This is a genomic window from Flavimobilis soli, from assembly GCF_002564025.1.
In the GTDB taxonomy this organism is placed as follows: Bacteria; Actinomycetota; Actinomycetes; order Actinomycetales; family Cellulomonadaceae; genus Flavimobilis; species Flavimobilis soli.
This window is the reverse complement of the sequence record NZ_PDJH01000001.1, coordinates 379,715-401,857: the sequence shown is the minus strand read 5'-3', so window position 1 is coordinate 401,857 and position 22,143 is coordinate 379,715. Positions and strand designations below refer to the sequence as shown.

General features: G+C 71.5%; 19 protein-coding genes. 15 read left to right on the top strand and 4 right to left on the bottom strand.

Annotated elements, in window-relative coordinates:
* Positions 1–13 precede the first annotated feature (13 nt).
* The 10 genes from pdxT (at position 14) to ATL41_RS01800 (ending at position 10,489) form a co-directional block, all read left to right on the top strand.
* On the top strand, positions 14–652 hold the full coding sequence (gene pdxT / locus ATL41_RS01845) for a pyridoxal 5'-phosphate synthase glutaminase subunit PdxT (RefSeq protein WP_098456946.1): 639 nt from the start codon (positions 14–16) through the stop codon (positions 650–652).
* Positions 653–655: 3 nt separating this feature from the next.
* Positions 656–1,411, top strand: coding sequence for a YebC/PmpR family DNA-binding transcriptional regulator (locus tag ATL41_RS01840; protein WP_098456945.1), 756 nt, complete (start codon positions 656–658; stop codon positions 1,409–1,411).
* A gap of 74 nt (positions 1,412–1,485) precedes the next feature.
* Complete coding sequence (ruvC, locus tag ATL41_RS01835) at positions 1,486–2,055, top strand: crossover junction endodeoxyribonuclease RuvC (protein WP_098456944.1); 570 nt, start codon at positions 1,486–1,488, stop codon at positions 2,053–2,055.
* Positions 2,056–2,139: 84 nt separating this feature from the next.
* The gene (gene ruvA / locus ATL41_RS01830) at positions 2,140–2,781 is read left to right on the top strand and encodes a Holliday junction branch migration protein RuvA (protein WP_098456943.1); all 642 of its coding nucleotides are present in this window, start codon (positions 2,140–2,142) and stop codon (positions 2,779–2,781) included.
* Positions 2,782–2,839: 58 nt separating this feature from the next.
* Positions 2,840–3,847 carry a Holliday junction branch migration DNA helicase RuvB gene (ruvB, locus tag ATL41_RS01825; protein ID WP_245854855.1) on the top strand — a complete coding sequence of 336 codons (1,008 nt, stop codon included), beginning with the start codon at positions 2,840–2,842 and terminating at the stop codon, positions 3,845–3,847.
* Positions 3,848–3,958: 111 nt separating this feature from the next.
* On the top strand, positions 3,959–4,342 hold the full coding sequence (yajC, locus tag ATL41_RS01820) for a preprotein translocase subunit YajC (protein ID WP_098456942.1): 384 nt from the start codon (positions 3,959–3,961) through the stop codon (positions 4,340–4,342).
* Between the two features lie 110 nt (positions 4,343–4,452).
* Complete coding sequence (secD, locus tag ATL41_RS01815; protein ID WP_245854558.1) at positions 4,453–6,414, top strand: protein translocase subunit SecD; 1,962 nt, start codon at positions 4,453–4,455, stop codon at positions 6,412–6,414.
* Entirely contained in the window at positions 6,414–7,505 is a 1,092-nt protein-coding gene (gene secF, locus ATL41_RS01810) for a protein translocase subunit SecF (RefSeq protein ID WP_098456940.1), read from the top strand. The genes secD and secF overlap by 1 nt, the downstream gene beginning before the upstream one ends.
* Positions 7,502–8,047, top strand: coding sequence for an adenine phosphoribosyltransferase (locus ATL41_RS01805; protein WP_245854555.1), 546 nt, complete (start codon positions 7,502–7,504; stop codon positions 8,045–8,047). The genes secF and ATL41_RS01805 overlap by 4 nt, the downstream gene beginning before the upstream one ends.
* Positions 8,048–8,179: 132 nt before the next feature.
* Positions 8,180–10,489 (top strand): RelA/SpoT family protein, encoded by a 2,310-nt coding sequence (locus ATL41_RS01800; RefSeq protein WP_098456939.1) that lies wholly within the window; start codon positions 8,180–8,182, stop codon positions 10,487–10,489.
* Positions 10,490–10,493: 4 nt separating this feature from the next.
* On the opposite strand, the gene ATL41_RS01795 is transcribed toward ATL41_RS01800, so the two are convergent.
* Entirely contained in the window at positions 10,494–11,060 is a 567-nt protein-coding gene (locus tag ATL41_RS01795; protein ID WP_098456938.1) for a hypothetical protein, read from the bottom strand.
* Positions 11,061–11,125: 65 nt separating this feature from the next.
* Positions 11,126–12,724, bottom strand: coding sequence for a DUF349 domain-containing protein (locus ATL41_RS01790; RefSeq protein ID WP_098456937.1), 1,599 nt, complete (start codon positions 12,722–12,724; stop codon positions 11,126–11,128).
* A 182-nt stretch (positions 12,725–12,906) separates the two neighbouring features.
* Between ATL41_RS01790 and ATL41_RS01785 the strand changes: the two genes are divergently transcribed.
* The 3 genes from ATL41_RS01785 (at position 12,907) to aspS (ending at position 17,006) form a co-directional block, all read left to right on the top strand.
* Positions 12,907–13,659 carry an MBL fold metallo-hydrolase gene (locus ATL41_RS01785; protein WP_098456936.1) on the top strand — a complete coding sequence of 251 codons (753 nt, stop codon included), beginning with the start codon at positions 12,907–12,909 and terminating at the stop codon, positions 13,657–13,659.
* A gap of 10 nt (positions 13,660–13,669) precedes the next feature.
* Positions 13,670–15,073: a histidine--tRNA ligase gene (gene hisS / locus ATL41_RS01780; RefSeq protein WP_098456935.1), complete on the top strand. Its 1,404-nt coding sequence runs from the start codon at positions 13,670–13,672 to the stop codon at positions 15,071–15,073.
* A gap of 154 nt (positions 15,074–15,227) precedes the next feature.
* Positions 15,228–17,006, top strand: a complete 1,779-nt coding sequence (aspS, locus tag ATL41_RS01775) for an aspartate--tRNA ligase (protein WP_098456934.1) — start codon at positions 15,228–15,230, stop codon at positions 17,004–17,006.
* A gap of 61 nt (positions 17,007–17,067) precedes the next feature.
* Here the strand turns inward: aspS and ATL41_RS01770 are convergent, their stop codons facing one another.
* Together ATL41_RS01770 and ATL41_RS01765 are read right to left on the bottom strand one after the other, a co-directional pair.
* Entirely contained in the window at positions 17,068–17,508 is a 441-nt protein-coding gene (locus ATL41_RS01770) for a hypothetical protein (RefSeq protein WP_098456933.1), read from the bottom strand.
* Positions 17,509–17,520: 12 nt separating this feature from the next.
* Positions 17,521–19,755: an MMPL family transporter gene (locus tag ATL41_RS01765; RefSeq protein ID WP_245854554.1), complete on the bottom strand. Its 2,235-nt coding sequence runs from the start codon at positions 19,753–19,755 to the stop codon at positions 17,521–17,523.
* Between the two features lie 94 nt (positions 19,756–19,849).
* Between ATL41_RS01765 and ATL41_RS01760 the strand changes: the two genes are divergently transcribed.
* Together ATL41_RS01760 and rpsD are read left to right on the top strand one after the other, a co-directional pair.
* Positions 19,850–21,226 (top strand): replication-associated recombination protein A, encoded by a 1,377-nt coding sequence (locus ATL41_RS01760; RefSeq protein ID WP_098456932.1) that lies wholly within the window; start codon positions 19,850–19,852, stop codon positions 21,224–21,226.
* Between the two features lie 155 nt (positions 21,227–21,381).
* Positions 21,382–22,008 carry a 30S ribosomal protein S4 gene (gene rpsD, locus ATL41_RS01755; protein WP_098456931.1) on the top strand — a complete coding sequence of 209 codons (627 nt, stop codon included), beginning with the start codon at positions 21,382–21,384 and terminating at the stop codon, positions 22,006–22,008.
* The last annotated feature ends 135 nt before the right edge of the window (positions 22,009–22,143 follow it).

The window sequence follows — 22,143 nt, the reverse complement described above, 5'->3', positions numbered from 1 at the left end:
CGCGTGCGTGGGCATGCGCAGGACCGACGTCGCAGCGCCCGTATCATCGTTCGTCGTGACGACAGTCGGCGTCCTGGCGCTCCAGGGAGATGTCCGCGAGCACCGCGACGCGCTCGAGGCGGTCGGGGTGACGACCGTCGGGGTGCGGCGCATCCGCGAGCTCGAGGCGCTCGACGGGCTCGTGATCCCCGGTGGCGAGTCGACGACGATCGACAAGCTGCTCGGCATCTTCGAGCTTCGCGAGCCGCTGCGAGCACTGCTCAGGGACGGCCTGCCCGCGTACGGCTCGTGCGCAGGGATGATCCTTCTCGCCGACCGCGTCGTCGGCGGCACCGCCGACCAGCAGACCCTCGGTGGCATCGACATGACCGTGCGGCGCAACGCGTTCGGCCGTCAGGTCGACTCCTTCGACACCGAGCTGGAGATGGCCGGTGTGGACGGTCCCGTGCCCGCCTCGTTCATCCGCGCCCCCTGGGTCGAGGAGGTCGGGCCCGGCGCGCAGGTGCTCTCCACCGTCACGGGTGGCCCGGGCGCCGGTAGGATTGTCGCGGTACGCCAGGGCGCGCTGCTCGCGACGTCTTTCCACCCGGAGATCACGGGGGACACGCGTGTCCATGAATATTTCGTCTCGATCGTTCGCAAGGAGCGCTAAGGCATGTCCGGTCACTCCAAATGGGCAACCACCAAGCACAAGAAGGCTGCCATCGACGCGAAGCGCGGCAAGCTCTTCGCGAAGCTGATCAAGAACATCGAGGTGGCCGCCCGCACGGGCGGCGGTGACATCAACGGCAACCCGACCCTCTTCGACGCCGTCCAGAAGGCGAAGAAGTCGTCCGTGCCGAACGACAACATCGAGCGCGCGGTCAAGCGTGGCTCCGGTGCTGAGGCCGGCGGCGCGGACTACCAGACGATCATGTACGAGGGCTACGCCCCCGGCGGCATCGCTGTCCTGGTCGAGTGCCTCACGGACAACCGCAACCGTGCTGCTGCCGAGGTCCGCATCGCGTTCACGCGCAACGGCGGCCAGATGGCCGACCCGGGCTCCGTCTCGTACCTGTTCAACCGCAAGGGCGTCGTCATGGTGCCCAAGGCCGGCACCGACGAGGACTCCGTCATGGAGGCCGTCCTCGAGGCTGGCGGCGAAGAGGTGAACGACTTCGGTGACTCGTTCGAGGTTCTCTGCGAGGCCACCGACCTCGTCCCGGTGCGCACCGCGCTCCAGGACGCAGGCATCGAGTACGACTCGGCCGACGTCGTGTTCTACCCGTCGATGCAGATCGAGGTGGACGCCGACCGCGCCCGCCAGGTGCTGCGCCTCATCGACGCCCTCGAGGACTCGGACGACGTCCAGAACGTCTACTCGAACTTCGACGCGTCCGACGAGGTCATGGCGGAGCTCGAGCAGGACTGACCCACGGGCTGCCGCGTCCTGCGGGGCGCGGCGGCACCGGCGCAAGCGCCGGGCAGCAGGAGAGAGGGGCGGCTGTGCGCGTCCTCGGCGTCGACCCCGGTCTGACCCGCTGCGGCATCGGTGTCGTGGACTCCCTCCCGGGGAGGCGTGCCGCTCTCGTCGCGGTCGGGGTTGTCCGGTCGGATCCTGCGACGACGGTCGACCTGCGTCTACGCGCGATCGCTGACCAGATCGACGAGTGGCTCGATGCCCACGTCCCGGACGTCCTCGCCGTCGAGCGCGTCTTCGCGCAGCACAACGTCTCGACCGTCATGGGGACTGCTCAGGCCGCAGGCCTCGCCATGGTCGCCGCTGCGCGGCGCGGCATCCCCGTCGCGATGCACACCCCGTCCGAGGTCAAGGCGGCGGTGACGGGCAGCGGCCGGGCGGACAAGGCGCAGGTGCAGCACATGGTCGCTCGGATCCTGAGCCTCGCCGAGGCGCCGCGCCCGGCCGACGCGGCAGACGCCCTCGCCCTCGCCATCTGCCACCTCTGGCGTCCCTCGGGCGCACTGCAGGGAGGCGAGACCCTCGCCCACACGCCGGCGCAACGCGCGTGGGCCGCTGCCGAGACGGCGGCGCGGCGTGGCCGCCCGGCCCGCTAGGACTTGCTAGCCTCTCTTCGTACAGGTGTTTGATCGACGGTCCCGGGACTCCGGTGCGGACCGGATCGCGGAGGGACGTTGCCCATGATCGCTTCGGTGCGTGGACCTGTGCTCGAGGTTCGCCTCGAGCACGCCGTCATCGAGGTCGGGGGAGTAGGCCTCGCCGTCCAGGTGACGCCGAGCACCGCGGGGCAGCTGCGGGTCGGCGAGGAAGCCCGTCTCGCCACGACGTTCGTCGTGCGGGAGGAGTCGATGACGCTCTACGGCTTCCTCGACACCGACGAGCGCGGCGTGTTCGAGACGATCCAGACCGTGAGCGGCATCGGCCCGCGTACCGCGCTCGCGATGCTCGCGGTGCTCTCGCCCGACGAGCTCCGCGCCGCCGTCGCGCGCGAGGACCTCAAGGCGCTCATGGCGGTGCCCGGCATCGGCCGCAAGGGTGCGCAGCGCATCGTCCTCGAGCTCGCGGACAAGCTCGGCCCGCCGCTGGGCGGCGTGCCGACGCTCCCGACCGCGCCGCCGCCCGGTGCCGCAGACCAGCGGACCCAGGTCGTCGAGGCGCTCGAGGGGCTCGGCTGGCCGGCACGCGCAGCGGAGGAGGCGGTCGAGGCCGTCGTCGCCGCGCGGGTGACAGCGCAGGGCGACGACGCAGCCGTGGTCTCTGCGGCGGACGTGAGCGACGTCCTGCGCGCCGCGCTGCGCGAGCTGGGTGGTCGACGTGCCTGAGGCCCTGCCGTGGGAGGAGGAGTACGGCGCGGCGCCCGCGACGCTCGGTGAGCGGCTCGTGAGCGGCGGGTCCGACGCCGTCGAGCGGGCTGCCGAGGCAGCGCTCCGTCCGCGCAGGCTCGACGAGTTCGTCGGCCAGCAGGTCGTGCGCAACCAGCTCTCGCTCGTCCTCGACGCCGCGCTCGCCCGCGGCACGAGCCCCGACCACGTGCTGCTCTCGGGGCCGCCCGGCCTCGGCAAGACGACGCTCGCGATGATCATCGCGGCCGAGCTTGGCACCTCGCTGCGCGTGACCTCGGGTCCCGCGATCGCCCACGCGGGTGACCTCGCCGCCGTGCTGTCCTCGCTCGAGGAGGGAGAGGTCCTCTTCATCGACGAGATCCACCGGCTCGCCCGCCCTGCCGAGGAGCTCCTGTACGTCGCGATGGAGGACTTCCGGGTCGACGTCGTGGTCGGCAAGGGCGCCGGGGCGAGCGCGATCCCGCTGAGCCTCCCGCCCTTCGTCGCGGTCGGTGCGACGACGCGCGCCGGGCTGCTGCCCGCGCCCCTGCGCGACCGCTTCGGTTTCACCGGGCACCTCGACTTCTACTCGAACGACGAGCTGGAGAAGGTCCTGCTGCGCAGCTCCGGCCTGCTGGACGTGCCGCTCACCGCCGAGGCCGCCGCCGAGATCGCCTCCCGCTCTCGTGGCACGCCGCGCATCGCGAACCGCCTGCTCCGTCGGGTCCGGGACTGGGCGCAGGTCCGCGGCGACGGTCGCCTCGACCTCGCCGCGGCTCGTGCCGCGCTCGAGGTCTACGAGGTCGACCCGGTGGGCCTCGACCGCCTCGACCGCTCCGTCCTGACGGCGCTGTGCACGCGCTTCGGCGGGGGCCCGGTCGGCCTCACGACGCTCGCCGTCGCGGTCGGTGAGGAGCCGGAGACTGTCGAGACGGTCGCCGAGCCGTTCCTCGTGCGGGAGGGATACATGGGCCGCACGCCGCGCGGCCGGGTCGCCACGCGTGCCGCGTGGGAGCATCTGGGGCTCACGCCGCCGGACGGCGCGTCGGGGACGCTCTGGAGCTGACGCACCTCGTCAGCGCGCCGGTGGAACTCTCGGTGCCGCCTGTCCGTTGGGAGAGCGGCACTCTCTCGGCCTAGACTCCCGAGGGCCCACGACGAACGGAGACCCACGACCATGGGTGACGGTAACTACTCGACGTACATCTTCCTCGGCGCGCTCATCGTGCTGATGTTCTGGATGACGTCGCGGACGAAGAAGCGCCAGCGAGCCGCTGAGGAGTTCCGCGACAACCTGGCCGTCGGTCAGGAGGTCATGACGGGTTCCGGCCTGTTCGGGACGATCGTCGCCGTCGACGGCGAGCGCGTGACCCTGCGCAGCGGCACCGGAGCCGACGCGTCGACGAGCGAGTGGCTCCGCCAGGCGGTCGCCAAGGTGGTCGAGCCCGTCCAGGAGGTGCAGGGCGAGCCTGACGCCGACGACGCGGGCGACACCGCGGCCGGTGACACGGACGGGTCCACGGACAAGGACATGCGCGGCACCGCCGCTTCTGACGAGTAGGCTGCACGACGCGCGCGCCGCGCGACGACGCTCCGGGCACGGCCGACGGCCGTCCCCGCACACGAGAAGAGACAAACCTGGTGGCGAGTAGCACGAAATCCCAGCGCCCTGTGCGGACGCTGACGACCCTGGCGGTCCTGATCATCCTCGCGATCGGCGGCCTCGCCGCCGGCGTGCGCTGGTCGGACGCGTCCTGGACCCCCAAGCTGGCACTCGACCTCGAGGGTGGCACGCAGATCATCCTCACGCCGAAGACGACCGACGGCTCGACGATCACCGACCAGGACATCTCCGAGGCGATCAACATCATCCGCCAGCGTGTCGACGCGAGCGGCGTCGCCGAGGCGGAGATCACGAGCCAGGGTGGCCAGAACATCGTCGTCGCGCTCCCCGGCACGCCCGACCAGGCCACGCTCGACCTCGTGCGCCGTTCTGCGCAGATGAACTTCCGCCCTGTCCTCGCGTACGACTCGGCCCTGTCCTCGCTCGTCGAGGACGAGCCGTCCGACGGCGCCACGGACGAGCCCACCGACGGCTCGACGGACGAGCCGACGACCGACGCCACGGACGAGCCCACCGCCGACGCGACCGAGGAGCCCGCGCAGGGCGAGGGCAGCACCGAGGGCGAGTCCCGCGTGCGCGCCGAGACGGCTACGCCGTCCGGCGACGCGACCGAGACCGAGGACGCCACCGAGACCGCCGACGCCACGTCCGAGGACGAGGAGGCTCCCGCGGCCGACCCGAGCGACCCGAGCGACCTCGCGCAGATCACCGACGCGGTCGCGAAGCAGTTCGAAGAGCTCGACTGCGTCGACCCCGCGAACCGCGCGGGCGGCAGCTCGGGCGCCGAGAACGAGGTCCTCGTCACCTGCTCGACGGACGGCCTGTTCAAGTACATCCTCGGTCCGGTCGAGATCCCCGGCCGCATGATCGACACGGCCTCCTCCGGGCTGCGCCAGCTCGCGAACGGCGCCGTCTCGAACGAGTGGGCCGTGAACATGGAGTTCACGAAGGAGGGTGCCGACCGCTTCCGTGCGACGACCGCCCGCCTCGCACAGCAGTACCAGGCGAGCCTCCTGGGCGAGGAGGTCGCCCCGAACCTCTTCGCGATGGTCCTCGACGGCCTCGTCATCTCCGCCCCGAGCGTCGAGAACGAGATCCCCGACGGCCGCGCCGAGGTGACCGGCAGCTTCACGCAGAAGTCCGCCGCAGACCTCGCCAACCAGCTCAACTTCGGTGCGCTGCCCCTCGACTTCGTGGTGCAGAGCGAGTCCGAGATCTCCGCGACGCTCGGTTCCGAGCAGCTCGAGAAGGGCCTGATCGCAGGTCTCATCGGTCTGCTGCTCGTCGTGGTCTACTCGCTCGTCCAGTACCGGACGCTGGGCCTCGTGACGGTCGCGTCGCTCATCCTCGCGACGATCCTCACGTACATCGTCATCGCGCTGCTGTCCTGGACGCAGGGGTACCGTCTCTCGCTGCCGGGTGTCACGGGACTCGTCGTGGCGATCGGTATCACCGCCGACTCGTTCATCGTGTACTTCGAGCGCATCCGAGACGAGCTCCGTGACGGGCGGGCGCTCATGGGCGCGGTCGACAAGGGCTGGTCGCGCGCGAAGCGCACGATCCTCGCGTCCGACGCCGTGAACTTCCTCGCGGCGGTCGTGCTCTACTTCCTGGCCGTCGGCGGCGTCCGCGGGTTCGCGTTCACGCTCGGCCTGACGACCGTCATCGACCTGATCGTGGTGTTCTTCTTCACGCACCCGCTCATGACGATCCTCGCCAAGACGAAGTTCTTCGCGTCCGGCCACCCGGCGTCGGGCCTCGACCCGCGCCAGCTCGGCGTGGACCGCCCGCGCTACGCAGGCCGCGGCCGCGTCACCGGCATGTCGTCCACCACCACGAGGTCGGCCGAGCCCGCCCTCGTCGGTGCTGACACGGCGGGGGATGACGGGCGCCGTCTGACCCTCGCCGAGCGCAAGGCTGCCGCCGCACGTGCGGCCGCCGACGCCGAGGCCGAGGCACCCCCCGCAACGACCGACGCCGAGGCCGGCGACGACGAGGAGACCCGCTGATGGCTACCGGATTTTCCCAGTGGGGCAACGACCTGCACACGGGCCGTCGCTCGTACGACATCGTCGGCAAGCGCCGTCGCTGGTACATCGCCTCCGGCGTGCTGATCGTGCTGAGCATCCTCGCGATGCTCGTGCGCCCCTTCAACCTCGGCATCGAGTTCAAGGGTGGTGCTGAGTTCGTCGTCGCGAACGTCGCCGAGCTCGACCAGAGCCGCGCGATCGACGTCGTCGCGGACGCTGGCATCACCGAGACGGCGCGCATCTCGACCGTCGGCACGACGTCGATGCGCGTGCAGACCGTCCCGATCGAGGACGAGGTCACCCTCGCCGCGGTCAAGGACGGTCTCGCCCAGGCGTACGAGGTCACGGCCGCGGACGTGACCGTCTCCCAGGTCGGACCGACCTGGGGTCAGGACGTCCTGCGCAAGGCGCTCCAGGGCCTCGGGGTGTTCCTCGTGCTCGTCGCGATCGTCATGACGATCTACTTCCGCAACTGGCGCATGGCCGCTGCAGCGCTCATCGCCCTCCTGCACGACCTCGTCGTCACGGTCGGCGTCTACGCCGCGATCGGCTGGGAGGTCACGCCGGCCACGATGATCGGCTTCCTGACGATCCTCGGCTACTCGATCTACGACACCGTCGTGGTCTTCGACAAGGTCCGCGAGAACACGGACGGCATCCTCGCGCAGAAGCGCGCGACCTACGCCGAGCGTGCCAACCTCGCGGTCAACCAGACGCTCGTGCGGTCGATCAACACCTCGGTCGTCGCGCTCCTGCCCGTCTCGTCGATCCTCTTCATCGGCGCGTTCGTCCTCGGTGCTGGAACGCTGCGCGACATCGCGCTCGCGCTCTTCGTCGGCATGGCGGTCGGTGCGTACTCGTCGATCTACCTCGCCACCCCGCTCGAGGTCACGCTCCGCGAGCGTGAGGACACGATCAAGACCCACACCGCGAAGGTCATCGCGGGCCGCACGGCCAAGGGCGACGAGGCGGGCGAGTCGACGCCGGCCCACGCGCACACCGGGCAGCTCGCTGCCGGGCACCACCTCGGCACCGCTGCCCAGCCGAAGAAGAAGCGCAGGCGCAAGTGACCGAGCACTTCGACCTGGCCGCGGACAGAGAGCTCGTCAGCTCCCTGATCCGGGACGTGCCCGACTTCCCGACCCCCGGCGTCGTCTTCCGCGACGTCGCCGGGGTGCTCGGCGACGGGCCAGGCTTCCGCGCCGCGATCCGGGGGCTCGCCGCGATCGCGGCGCAGGTCGGCGACTTCGACCTGGTTGCCGGGATGGAGGCGCGCGGCTTCATGTTCGGGGCGCCGCTCGCGACGCTCCTCGGGGTCGGGTTCGTGCCGGTGCGCAAGGCGGGGAAGCTGCCGCCACCCGTGCTCGGCGCCACGTACGAGCTCGAGTACGGCACGGCGACGCTCGAGGTCCGCGACGGCACGATCCCCTCCGGCGCGAAGGTGCTCGTCCTCGACGACATCCTCGCGACCGGCGGCACGGCCGCCGCTGGCGTCGACCTGCTGCGCCGCGCGGGGGCGGACGTCGTCGGTCTCGTGTTCCTCCTCGAGATCGAGGCGCTCGGTGGTCGTGGCCGCCTCGCCGGTCACGAGGTGCACGCGCTCCTGACCTGACACGCGTCCGCCGTCGGCAGGCACGTGCGCGGAGCACCGACCTGCGGACGTAGACTGGTGGACCAGCGGTGACGCGGTGCTCGACCTGACCAGGTCGGACGTACGCGGCACAGGGCGTGAGGGAGGACCACGATGAGCGAGGACACGAGGACGACGCCCTCGACCTCCGCGCCCGCGAGCGGGTCCGGTGGGTCTAGCCGTCGCCGGCTCGTGCTCTTCGGGTCGCGCCCCGGGACATCACCGGCGCTCGAGCCCGTGCTCCAGGCTGTGCGCGCGAACCACCCGCGTGCCGACCTGAGCCTCATCGAGCGCGCCTACGTCACCGCGGAGCGCGCCCACCGCGGCCAGAAGCGTCGGTCGGGCGACCCGTACATCACGCACCCCGTCGCCGTCGCGACGATCCTCGCCGAGCTCGGCATGACCGAGTCGACGATCGCTGCCGCCCTCCTCCACGACACCGTCGAGGACACCGACTACTCGCTCCAGCAGCTGACGGAGGAGTACGGCGAAGAGATCGCCATGATGGTCGACGGCGTCACGAAGCTCGACAAGGTCAAGTTCGGTGACGCGGCCCAGGCGGAGACCGTCCGCAAGATGGTCGTCGCTATGTCCCGCGACATCCGCGTCCTCGTGATCAAGCTCGCCGACCGCCTGCACAACGCACGCACGTGGCGGTTCGTGCCCGCGGCCTCGGCCGCACGCAAGGCGCGCGAGACGCTCGAGATCTACGCGCCCCTCGCCCACAGGCTCGGCATGAACACGATCAAGTGGGAGCTCGAGGACCTGTCCTTCCAGGCCCTGTACCCCAAGGTCTACGACGAGATCGTGCACCTCGTCGCGGAGCGCGCCCCGGCGCGCGAGGAGTACCTCGCGATCGTCCGTGACCAGATCATCTCGGACCTGCGCGCCGCGAAGATCAAGTGCACGGTCACGGGCCGGCCGAAGCACTACTACTCCGTGTACCAGAAGATGATCGTCCGCGGTCACGACTTCGCGGACATCTACGACCTCGTCGGCACACGCGTCCTCGTGGACTCGGTGCGTGACTGCTACGCGGCGCTCGGTGCGCTGCACGCGCGATGGAACCCGGTCCCCGGCCGGTTCAAGGACTACATCGCGATGCCGAAGTTCAACATGTACCAGTCCCTCCACACGACTGTGATCGGTCCCGGAGGCAAGCCCGTCGAGATCCAGATCCGTACCCACGAGATGCACCGTCGCGCGGAGTACGGCGTCGCGGCGCACTGGAAGTACAAGGAAGCCTCGAAGGGCAGCCCCGTCGCGGCGGGCGACAAGACCGCCAACGAGATGCAGTGGCTGCGCCAGCTCGTCGACTGGCAGCGCGAGACCGCCGACCCGTCGGAGTTCCTCGACTCGCTGCGCTTCGAGATGAGCGGCAAGGAGGTGTACGTCTTCACCCCGAAGGGTGAGGTCATCGCCCTCCCGGCCGGCTCCACGCCCGTGGACTTCGCCTACGCGGTGCACACCGAGGTCGGTCACCGCACGATGGGGGCGCGCGTCAACGGACGCCTCGTCTCGCTCGACTCCGAGCTCGAGAACGGCGACGTGGTCGACGTCCTGACCTCCAAGTCGGAGAACGCGGGACCGAGCCGCGACTGGATGGCCTTCGTCAAGAGCCCCCGCGCGCGCAACAAGATCCGTCAGTGGTTCTCGAAGGAGCGCCGCGAGGAAGCGGTCGAGCACGGCAAGGACGCGATCGCGAAGGCCATGCGCAAACAGGGCCTCCCGATCCAGCGTCTGCTCTCGCACGAAGGACTCGTCGCGCTGGCTCACGAGATGCGCTACGCGGACGTGTCCGCGCTGTACGCGGCGGTGGGAGAGGGGCAGGTCTCCGCGAACACTGTCGTGCACCGCCTCGTCCAGTCGATGGGCGGCGAGGGTGGCACGACGGAGGACCTCGCCGAGGTCGCACGTCCTGGAGCACCGTCCTCCCGTCGTCCGCGCACGGGCGACCCGGGCATCGTGGTCAAGGGCGTCGAGGACGTGTGGGTCAAGCTCGCCAAGTGCTGCACCCCGGTGCCCGGCGACGAGATCATCGGCTTCATCACGCGTGGACAGGGAGTCTCGGTGCACCGCACCGACTGCGCCAACGTGGCAGCGCTCCAGTCCCAGCCCGAGCGGTTCGTCGACGTCTCCTGGACGGCCGGGGCGAACACGCTCTTCCTCGTGCAGATCCAGGTCGAGGCGCTCGACCGGTCGCGACTGCTCTCGGACGTCACCCGCGTGCTGTCGGACAACCACGTCAACATCTTGTCGGCGACCGTGTCGACGTCGTCGGACCGTGTCGCGGTCTCACGATTCGTGTTCGAGATGGCCGAGCCGGCGCACCTCGCCACCGTCCTCAAGGCCGTGCGCAAGGTCGACGGCGTGTTCGACGTCTACCGCATCACCGGGACGAAGAACGACCCGCTGCCCGCCTGACTCGTCACCCGAGAGCGCGCACCACATCGAGGGCACGCCCGTAGGCTGCGTCGCCTGATCGTCGCCCGAGGGCGACGAGGACCTCGCGGACGCTCGTCACGCCCGCGGAGACGAGCGAGCCGACCAGGCGCGTGGCGTCGGGTCCGGGCGCGAAGAGCGCGAGATCGGCGGCCGTGCGCGCGGGCGTCGTGACGGCGATGCTCCCGAGCCGGACTGTCTCGTCCTCGCCGAGCACGGCCTGGTGGCTGGCGAGAGTGGGCCCGGGGTGCGGACGGTGGCAGCTCGGCGGGTACAGGACCGTCAGCCGCTCGGGCGGCATCCCGCCCAGGAACACCCAGCAAGCGCTCGCGCGACCGATGACGGTCCGGGGTGGGACCTCCGGCGCGAGCGCCAGCACGCGCACCCTCGGCGTGATCGGCGTGCCTCGCGGGACGGCCCTGCGGCCGTGGACGAGGAGCAGCTCACCGTCGCGCAGGAGCGTGTCGAAGGCGACGGGGCCCCCGACGTCGTCGGGCGCCACGACCGGGCTGGGAGCGACGGTGGGGGTGGTGAAGGCGATGGCGAGCGGCACCGCGCCAGGATGACGCGAGCGCCCCGGCGGAGACCACCGGGGCGCTCGATCTGTGGATGGTCGCGTCAGCCGCGCGCGTCGTTCGCCGCGCGCTCGACCTGCTCGAGCCAGGTGCGCTTCGCCGCGATCTCCTCGGTGAGCGACGTGACAGCCCGCTCGTCCCCCTTCGCCTTGGCGGCCGCAAGGCGCTCTTCTGCCTGCGCGATAGCCTGCGCGAGCTGTGCGGCAGCGCCCTCGGCCCGTGCGCGGGTCTCAGGGTTGGTGCGCTTCCACTGCTGCTCGTCGGCCTCGCGGACAGCCGTCTCGACGGCACGCATGCGTGCCTCGACGCGCTGGACGTCGGCGCGCGGCACCCGACCGGCGGCCTCCCAGCGCTCCTGGATGTCCCGCAGGGCTGCCTTCGCCTTGGCGAGGTTCGTCACGGGGACGAGCGCCTCCGCCTCGGCAAGGAGCGCCTCCTTCACCTCGAGGTTCGCCCCGTACTCGGCGTCGATCGCGGCGTTGTCAGCGTCGCGGGCCGCGAAGAAGCGGTCCTGCGCGCCGCGGAACCGGGCCCACAGGGCGTCGTCGTCCTTGCGGCTCGCACGGCCGGCAGCCTTCCAGCGGGCCATGAGGTCGCGGTACGCCGCGGCGGTCGCACCCCAGTCGGTGCTCGTCGCGAGCGCCTCGGCCTCGGCGACCAGCTGCTCCTTCGCGGCCTTCGCGGCGCTGTTGCGCTGCTCGAGCTCCGCGAAGAAGTGGCGGCGCTCACGGTCGAACGCGGTGCGCGCGTGGCTGAACCGCTTCCACAGCGCCTCCTCGGTCGGACGGTCGATGCGCGGTCCGGTGCGCTGCGCTTCCTTCCACTGGTCGAGGAGCGTGCGGAGCTTGTCGCCCGCGGGACGCCACTGGATGCGCGCGGGGTCGGTAGCGGCGATCGCCTCGGCGGCCTCGACGATCGCGGTGCGTGCCTCGACCGCGGCTGCCTTGGCGGCGGCCCGCTCGGCCTCGAGGGCCGCGCGTCGTTCGGCCGCTGCACCGCGGACGGCCTCGACGCGGGCGCGGAGCCCGTCGAGGTTGCCGACGGCCGACGGTTCGGTCATCTCCTCGTCGAGCTTCGCGAGCGTCTGGTCGATCTCCTTGACGGCGAGCTCGGCGCTGCCGAGACGCGTCTCGAAGAGCGCGACCTTGGCCTGCAGGTCGAGGAAGCGGCGGACGTAGAGGGCGAGCGCCTCGTCCTTCGTCGCACCCGGGAACTGGCCGACGAGGCGCTCACCGGCAGCCTCGCGGACGTAGACGCTGCCCTCGTCGTCGACGCGGCCGAACGCTGCGGCCTCGGCTGCGGCAGCCGCGTCAGCGGGCGCCGGGACGGGCGAGACGGCAGGGCGGGCAGCGGGTGCAGGGCGCGCCTGTGCGAGAGCGGCGGGCGACGGGACGCGCCGCGGCGTGGGGCGCGGCGTCGGGACGGCAACCGGGGCCGGGGCCGCAGGCTCGGCGGGAGCTTCGGCGGTTGCCTCGACCTCAGCAGCGGGCGCCTCGGCGGGCTCGACGGGTGCCTCGACCTCAGCAGCGGGCGCCTCGGCGGCGGGCTCAGATGCGGCCGGGGTGGGGGTGGTGACCTCGGGGGAGGTGCCGGGCGTCTCCGCGGTGTTGTCGCCGTCGACGGCGGGGGTGGACTCGGACACAGGGCATCACTCCTCGTGTGGTGACCCGCCCTCGCAGGCGGAATCAGCGACTGTCCCCGCGGACGGGGACGTGACGTGCCGGCGCGCAGTCGCGTGCTGGTCCTCCACAGTCTAGGGATGTCGTGGCCTCGCGTCGCCCTCGTTCTCGCGGACCGGCGCGCCGCGAGGCCTAGCATGACGGGATGCATGTCGAGACGATCGTCGCTCCTGTGTTCGGTACGAACAGCTATCTCGTGTCTGCGACCGGCTCGGGGCCGTGCGTGATCATCGACGCGGGGGGCGGCGTCGTGCCCGCCCTGACCGAGCACGTCAGGGTTGCCGGGCTCGCGCCCGTCGCCGTCCTCGCGACGCACGGGCACGTCGACCACACCTGGTCGGCTGCCGAGCTGTGCGAGCTCTACGACGTGCCGCTTCTCATCCACGCCGACGACGCCTACCGGCTGTCGGACCCGTTCGGCACGATCGAGGACAGCGCGTCGCACGCGGCGAGCGGTCCGCTCGCCCAGGCGCTCGCCGCAGGCGGCTGCAACCCGGTCGACTACCGCGCTCCTCAGCGTGTGCAGCCGTTCGTCGGCGCGCGCACGGACCTCGACCTCCTGGGGGTGCCTGCGCTCACGGCGTGGCACGCACCCGGGCACACGCAGGGCGCGACGGTGTTCCTCGCGCTCGACGTCCCTGCCCTTGGCTCGGCGCTCCCCGAGCGCGGCGACGCGTACGTGGACGGTGCCGACGCCACGGCCTTCACCGGCGACGTCCTGTTCGCCGGGACGATCGGCCGCACCGACCTGCCGGGCGGCGACATGTCGACGATGCGCCGCTCGCTCGCCGCGCTCCTCGACGGGCTGCCGGAGAGGGCGCTCGTCCTGCCCGGTCACGGGCCTGCGAGCAGGCTCGACGCCGAGACCGTACGCAACCCGTACCTCGCCCGCCGGTAGGATCGGGGGCATGGCACGTCCCACACCCCTGTCCGGATTCCCCGAGTGGCGCCCTGCCGGGCGCATCGTCGAGCAGCACGTGCTCGACGTCCTGCGCAGGACCTTCGAGCTCCATGGGTTCGCGGGGATCGAGACGCGGGCGGTCGAGCCCCTCGACCAGCTGCTGCGCAAGGGGGAGACCTCGAAGGAGGTCTACGTCCTGCGTCGTCTCCAGGAGGAGGCCCCTGAGGAAGGGCGCGCCGACGAGAAGCAGCTGGGGCTGCACTTCGACCTGACGGTGCCGTTCGCGCGGTACGTCCTGGAGAACGCGGGCCACCTGAGCTTCCCGTTCAAGCGCTACCAGATCCAGAAGGTGTGGCGCGGCGAGCGCCCCCAGGACGGTCGCTTCCGCGAGTTCGTCCAGGCGGACATCGACGTCGTCGGCGCGGGCACGCTCCCGTACCACTACGAGGTCGAGCTGCCGCTCGTCATGGCGGAGGCGCTCGGCGCGCTCCGCGAGATCGGCGTGCCGCCCGTGCGCATCCTGGTCAACAACCGCAAGGTCGCCGAGGGTTTCTACCGCGGTCTCGGCCTGACCGACGTCGAAGGCGTGCTCCGGTCGATCGACAAGCTCGACAAGATCGGTCCCGACGCCGTCGCAGAGCTCCTCGTCTCCGAGACCGGCGCGACCGAGCTGCAGGCACGCGCGTGCCTCGCCCTCGCCGCGATCAACGGTCCCGACGCGTCCGTCGTCGACGAGGTCCGTGCGCTCGCCGCGAGCCACGGCGTCGTCAGCGAGCTGCTCGACGAGGGCCTCGCGGAGCTCGGCGCGCTCGTGTCGGCTGCGGCCGAGCGGGCACCCGGCGTCGTCGTCGCGGACCTCAAGATCGCGCGCGGTCTCGACTACTACACCGGCTCGGTCTACGAGACCGTCCTCGTGGGTCACGAGCAGCTCGGCTCGATCTGCTCGGGCGGCCGCTACGACACGCTCGCGTCGGACGGCGCCAACACCTACCCGGGTGTCGGTCTGTCGATCGGTGTGTCGCGCCTGCTCTCGCGCCTCCTCGGTGCGGGTCTCGTCGAGTCGTCGCGCTCCGTCCCGACGGCGGTCGTCGTCGCGGTCAACCACGAGGGCGAGCGTGCTGCGTCGGACGCGATCGCGACCGCGCTGCGCGCCCGGGGGATCCCGTGCGAGGTCGCTCCCACCGCCGCGAAGTACGGCAAGCAGATCAAGTACGCGGACCGGCGCGGCGTGCCGTTCGTGTGGTTCCCCGCGACGCCCGAGCACACACGCGCCGACGGCACGGTCGTGCCGGCGCAGGGCGACCAGGTCAAGGACATCCGCTCGGGCGAGCAGGTGGACGCCGACCCGGCCGACTGGACCCCGCCCGTCGAGGACCTGTGGCCCGTCGTCCGGGCCGTCGAGCGGGCCTGACGGCCCCAGCCTGGTCCGGGCCGGACGGCCTAGACTTGTCGACGGCGCCTCCCGCGCCGTCCGCGCGCCGCCGAGCGGCGTGCACGCATGCATCGGCATGCACGGTCCGCCCCGTCTCGGCGGCCCGTCCCAACGCAGTTCGGAAGGACAACCCGTGCTCCGCACACACAACGCCGGCTCCCTGAGGGCCGAGCACTCCGGTCAGACCGTCACCCTCACGGGCTGGGTCGACCGCCGCCGTGACCACGGCGGCGTCGCCTTCATCGACCTGCGCGACGCCTCCGGCATCGCCCAGGTCGTCATCCGTGACGAGGCGGTCGCGCACCCGCTGCGGTCAGAGTTCGTCCTCCAGGTGACGGGCACGGTCTCCCTGCGCCCCGAGGGCAACGAGAACTCGAACCTCGCGACCGGTGCGATCGAGGTCCTCGCGGACGACGTCGTCGTCCTCAACGAGTCGGCACCGCTGCCTTTCCAGGTCTCGACGGCGCTCGACGGCACCGAGACGATCGGTGAGGAGGCCCGCCTCAAGCACCGCTACCTCGACCTGCGCCGCCCGGCGCCGGCGCACGCGCTGCGCCTGCGTGCCAAGGCGAACGCGGCTGCACGCCGTGTCCTCGACGCGCAGGACTTCGTCGAGATCGAGACGCCGACCCTGACGCGCTCGACCCCTGAGGGTGCGCGCGACTTCCTCGTGCCTGCGCGTCTCGCGCCCGGTTCCTGGTACGCCCTGCCGCAGTCGCCGCAGCTGTTCAAGCAGCTGCTCATGGTCGCGGGCATGGAGCGCTACTACCAGATCGCCCGCTGCTACCGCGACGAGGACTTCCGCGCGGACCGCCAGCCCGAGTTCACGCAGCTCGACGTCGAGATGAGCTTTGTCGAGCAGGACGACGTCATCGCCGTGGGCGAGCAGATCCTCGCGGAGCTGTGGAAGCTCATCGACTACGAGATCCCGTTGCCGATCCCGCGCATGACGTTCAAGGACGCCATGGAGCGCTACGGCTCGGACAAGCCCGACCTGCGCTTCGGCCTCGAGCTCGTCGACCTCACCTCGTACTTCGCCGAGACGCCGTTCCGCGTGTTCCAGGCGCCGTACGTGGGCGCCGTCGTCTTCCCGGGCGGCGCCGCGACGCCGCGTCGCGGGTTCGACGCGTGGCAGGAGTGGGCGAAGCAGCGCGGCGCCAAGGGCCTCGCGTACGTGACCTTCGCGGAGGACGGCACCCTGGGCGGCCCCGTCGCCAAGAACCTGTCCGACGCCGAGCGTGACGGCCTCGCCGCCGCGACGGGCGCGTCGGCGGGCGACGCGGTGTTCTTCGCCGCTGGCAGGGCGAGCGACGCGCGCGCCCTGCTGGGCGCCGCGCGTCTCGAGATCGGCAAGAAGGCCGGCCTGATCGACGAGTCGCAGTGGTCCTTCGTGTGGGTCGTCGACGCGCCGCTGTTCAAGCCGACCGGCGAGGACGACGACGTCGCCGTGGGTGACGGCGCCTGGACCGCTGTGCACCACGCGTTCACGTCGCCGACGCCCGAGTGGATCGACACGTTCGAGGAGAACCCGGGCGACGCCCTCGCGTACGCGTACGACATCGTGTGCAACGGCAACGAGATCGGTGGTGGCTCGATCCGTATCCACCGCCGGGACGTGCAGGAGCGCGTGTTCAAGGTCATGGGCATCGGCGAGGAGGAGGCCCGCGAGAAGTTCGGCTTCCTGCTCGACGCGTTCGCGTTCGGCGCCCCGCCGCACGGCGGCATCGCCTTCGGGTGGGACCGCATCCTCACGCTGCTCACGGGCTCGGAGTCGATCCGCGACGTCATCGCCTTCCCGAAGTCGGGCGGCGGCTACGACCCGCTGACCCAGGCGCCGGCTCCGATCACGGAGCAGCAGCGCAAGGAGGCCGGCGTGGACGCGAAGCCGAAGGCTGAGGGCGCGGCCGAGTGACCTAGGGCTGTGTGCGACGACGCCCTCCGCAGGGTTCTGCGGAGGGCGTCGTCGTCTGTCGTCACCAGCGCTGCGGTGCCTCGTAGCCGGGCCTGAGAGTCCGAGGCTGTCGTTCCACGTCGTCGATCGGCACCTCGCGGTAGGGCGCGACCGGCCGCCGGCGCGAGTGCCGGACGAGGAGCGCGACAAGGGCTGCCGCGAGCACGACCGAGACGATGAAGGCCAAGAAGGACCCGGCTGCCCACGGTCGCAGGTCTGCTTCGACGGTCGCGAGGATGTGGGCGCGCTTCTTGAGGCGCAGGGCCCACAGGGCGATCTGGGAGGCGACGAAGAGCACGACGACGAGCAGGTAGCCGCGCGAGAGGCTGCGGTGGGCAGCGAGCTCGCGCGCATATCGGGCGGCGTCGATCCTGGCGCGCTCGGCCTGTGCCCGACGTGTCTCACGGAGGGCGTGCTCGGCGTCGGTGATCGGCGGGAAGCCGTCCGGGTGCGGCTGGGACATCGTCGTCTCGGCTCAGTGGATGATGCCGAAGCGCTCGTGGACGCGTCGTAGCGCAGGCGGGCACCACCAGTTGTGCCGTCCCAGGAGCGTCATCGTCGCGGGGACGAGGAGCATGCGCACGAGCGTCGCGTCCAGGGCGACGGCGAACGCGAGAGCGAAGCCCACCTGCTTGATGATGAGCAGGTCTCCGAACACGAACCCGGCGAACACGACGACGATGATGGCGGCGGCCGAGGTGATGATGCGACCCGAGCGCTGCAGGCCCACGCGCACGGCCTCGTCGCTGTCCATGCCCGCATCGACGAGCTCCTTGATCCTGGCGATGAGGAACACCTCGTAGTCCATCGCCAGCCCGAAGGCGAACGCGATGACGATCGCGAAGACGTACGTCTCGATGCCGCCGGTGCTCGAGAACGAGAGCAGGCCTTCGAGGTGCCCGTCCTGGAACACCCACACGAGGACGCCGAGCGCGGCGGCGAGCGACAGGGCGTTGGTCAGGAGCGCCTTGAGCGGGACGATGACGGACCCGGTCATGAGGAAGAGCAGGACGAACGTCGCGAGGACGACGACAGCCCCGGCAGCCCAGGCTCGGGCGCTGAGCGTCGAGACGAAGTCGACCTGCTGGGCGGCGGGGCCTGTGACCCAGACCGTCAGGTCGGTGTCGAGGGCGCGGATCTCGCCGACCGCGGTGGTCGCCTCGCGTCCTGACGAGTCGTCACCGACGGTATCGACTGCGATGACGGAGTAGGGGCCGAGCCCGGTCGGCTCTGACGCCCTGGTGACCGAGTCGACCGCGCCGATCAGCGGCACGAGGCTGGCCGCCGCCTCGGTCGTCGCGTCGACGACGACGACGAGGTCGGTCCCGGTAGATGCGGGGTACTCCTCCTGGAGGACCGTGACGAACTCCCGCTGCGGGTTCGACGTCGGTAGGAGCTCGATGTCCGAGCTGCGCAGCTGCAGGTGCGCGAGCGGCAGGGCGAGGAGGACGAGGACGGCGAGGCTGGCGACGAGGGTCCACCAGGGTCGTCGCTGGACGCGCGCCGCGAGGCGGTAGAACGTGCCCTCGTCCGACTCGACGTCTGCCGTGCGAGCCAGGACCCGCTCCATCCCCGGGATCCGTGCCAGGGTGCCGGCGCGCTCCATCCGGCGCCCTGCGAGCACGAGCACCGCTGGGACGAGCGTCAGTGCTGTGGCGACGGCGATGAGCACGATCGCGAGCCCGGCGGCGCCGATCGCCCGGAGCACGTCGGGGCGGAAGACCATGAGGCCCGCGATCGAGACGGCGACCGTCACCGCGGAGAACGCGACCGTGCGGCCGGCGGTCGTCATGGTGCGGGCCAGGGCGACCGCGACGACGCCGTCGCCGCGGCGGCGGCGCATCGCGCCCGACTCGCCGGCCGACGTGGCGCGCGCGAGCTCTTCGCGGAAGCGGGAGACGACGAGCAGGCCGTAGTCGATCGAGAGACCGATGCTCAGGAGGCTGATCACGTTGACGACGGCGGCGTCGACGTCGAGGAGGAACGTGAGCAGGTGGAGCACACCGAGCCCCGCGCCGATCGATGCGATCGCTCCGACCATCGGCATGGCGGCCGCGAGGAAGCCGCCGAACACGAGCACCATGATGACCAGCGCGACCGGGAGCGCGACGAGCTCTCCTGTCTTCAGGTCCTCCTGGACCTGGTCGGTCACGGCGTCGAGGATCAGGCGGTTAGCCCCGACCAGTGTGCGCACGTCCGGGGCTGCGGTCGCGAGCGTCGCCTGGGCGTCGTCGAACGCTGCGGCCACGGCGTCGACCGCGATGGCCTGCTCGTCCTCGTCGAGGTCGGTCGCGAGCTCGGCGACGACGATGAACCCGTCCCCTTCAGAGCTGAGGAGGGGAGCGGCGGCAGGCGACGTCACGCCGCCCGGGAGCTGGAAAGGATCGATGACGGAAGCGACGCCGTCGATCGCGGACGCCTCGGCGACGATCGTCGCCATGATGCCCGGGAGCGCCTCAGAGGTCGGATCGACGCCGGACACGATCATCGTGATCGTCTCGCCGGCCGTTCCGTGCTCGGAGAGGATCTCGCCGCCGCGCTCGCTCTCGGAACCCGGGACCGCGGGGTTCCCGGACGTGAGCCTGTCGAACAGGGAGGACCCGCCCACGCCGGTGAGTGCGACGAGGAGCCCCAGCGTGGTGACCACCGCCCAGACGACGATGGTGCGGCGGGGGTGGCGGCTCACGCGGCGGGCAAGGGTCTCGAACACCGCCCCAATATCCCACCCGGACGTGCGTGGACGCCACGTGGACGGGCGGCGCACCGTGCCGTGGGTGTCGGCGCGGGTGCGTAGGCTCGTGGGCATGGATCTGTTCGACACGGCCGGGGCGACCGACGACGGCGTCCCGGCCGCAGGGCCCGGCGCGCCGCTCGCCGTGCGCATGCGGCCGCGCACGCTCGACGAGGTCGCGGGACAGTCGCACCTGCTCGAGCAGGGGTCGCCGCTGCGCCGCCTCGTCGCTCCCGACACGGAGTCGTCGCGTCGCGCCGGGCCGGCGTCGGTCATCCTGTGGGGTCCGCCGGGCACGGGCAAGACGACGCTCGCGTACCTGATCGCGGGCGCCTCGGGGCGCCGGTTCGTCGAGCTCTCGGCGGTCACGGCGGGAGTCAAGGACGTCCGGGCCGTCGTCGAGGACGCGCGCCGTCGCCTCGTCGCTGGTGGCGAGGAGACCGTCCTGTTCATCGACGAGGTCCACCGCTTCTCCAAGACGCAGCAGGACGCCCTGCTGCCGAGCGTCGAGAACCGTTGGGTGACGCTCGTCGCAGCGACGACCGAGAACCCGAGCTTCTCCGTGAACTCGCCGCTGCTCTCGCGCTCCCTGCTCCTGACGTTGAAGCCGCTGGCGACGCAGGACGTCGCCGCGCTCGTGGACCGGGCGGTCGCCGACGAGCGCGGCCTCGACGGCACGGTCGAGCTTGCCGACGACGCGCGCGAGCACCTGCTGCGCCTCGCCGCCGGCGACGCGCGCAAGGCGTTGACGATCCTCGAGGCGGCCGCGGGCGCGGCGCTCGACGACGCGGCGGGTGCCGTCCCTGCGACCGTCGACCTCACGACGGTCGAGCGGGCGATCGACGTCGCGGCGGTGCGGTACGACCGTGCGGGCGACCAGCACTACGACGTCGTCTCGGCGTTCATCAAGTCCGTGCGCGGGTCGGACGTCGACGCCGCGCTCCACTACCTGGCGCGGATGATCGCGGCGGGGGAGGACCCGCGCTTCATCGCCCGCCGGATCATCATCTCCGCGTCCGAGGACGTCGGCATGGCCGACCCGAGCGCCCTGCAGACGGCGGTGGCCGCCGCCCAGGCGGTGCAGATGATCGGCATGCCCGAGGGGGCGCTCGTCCTCGCCGAGGCCGTGGTGCACCTCGCGACCGCGCCGAAGTCGAACGCCGCCTACACCGCGATCGGCGCGGCGCTCGCTGACGTGCGGGCCGGCAAGGCCGGGCCGGTCCCTGCTCACCTGCGCGATGCGCACTACAAGGGTGCGGAGGGGCTCGGCCACGGCGTCGGCTACGTGTACTCGCACGACGAGCCGCACGCCGTCGCGGCGCAGCGCTACCTTCCTGACTCGCTCGAGGGGAGGCGGTACTACGAGCCCTCCGACCGCGGGTACGAGCGGCAGGTCAGCGAGCGTCTCGAGAAGGTCCGCACGATCCTCGCGCAAGATCGGGTACGATAGACAGGTTGCCCGCTGTGGCACACCTGGGACCTCGGCCCCGTTCGCTCGCACACCGCCCTCGACGGGTGGCTGCGGCGCTCCGGCTGGTCCCACGCCCGCACCTCCACGAGGAGCGGGTGTGACGTCAGAACATCGAACGACAGGATGGAAAAGCCGTGTCCTCTGTGACCCGTTCGCGCCGCCAGGTGCGTCTGAGCCGTGCCCTCGGCATCGCGCTCACCCCGAAGGCCGTCAAGCACTTCGAGAAGCGTCCCTACCCGCCCGGTGAGCACGGCCGCGCCCGTCGCCGCACCGAGTCCGACTACGCGGTCCGTCTTCGCGAGAAGCAGCGTCTGCGCGCCCAGTACGGCCTCCGCGAGAAGCAGATGGCCCGTGCGTTCGAGGAGGCTCGCAAGGACGCCGGTCTGACCGGTGAGGCCCTCGTCGAGATCCTCGAGACCCGCCTCGACGCGCTCGTGCTCCGTGCCGGCTTCGCCCGCACGATCCTCCAGGCACGCCAGGCCGTCGTGCACCGCCACATCCTCGTCGACGGCAAGATCGTCGACCGCCCCTCGTTCAAGGTGAAGCCGGGCCAGACGGTCCAGGTCAAGCCGAAGAGCCAGGCCACCACGCCGTTCCAGGTCGCCGCTGCCGGCGCCCACCGCGACGTCCTCCCGGCCGTCCCGGCCTACCTGGACGTCCAGCTCGAGAAGCTCTCGTTCACGCTCGTGCGTCGCCCGAAGCGCGCCGAGGTCCCCGTGACGTGCGAGGTCCAGCTCGTCGTCGAGCACTACTCGCGCTGATCGCTCGCTCCTGGAACGCCCTGTCCGCTGCTCGCAGCGGGCGGGGCGTTCCGCATCTCCGGAGCGTCCCGGTGCCCGGCAGTGCTGCACGCTTTCCCCGGGCCGCGCAGGTAGAGTTCTTCACGGCCACCGTCA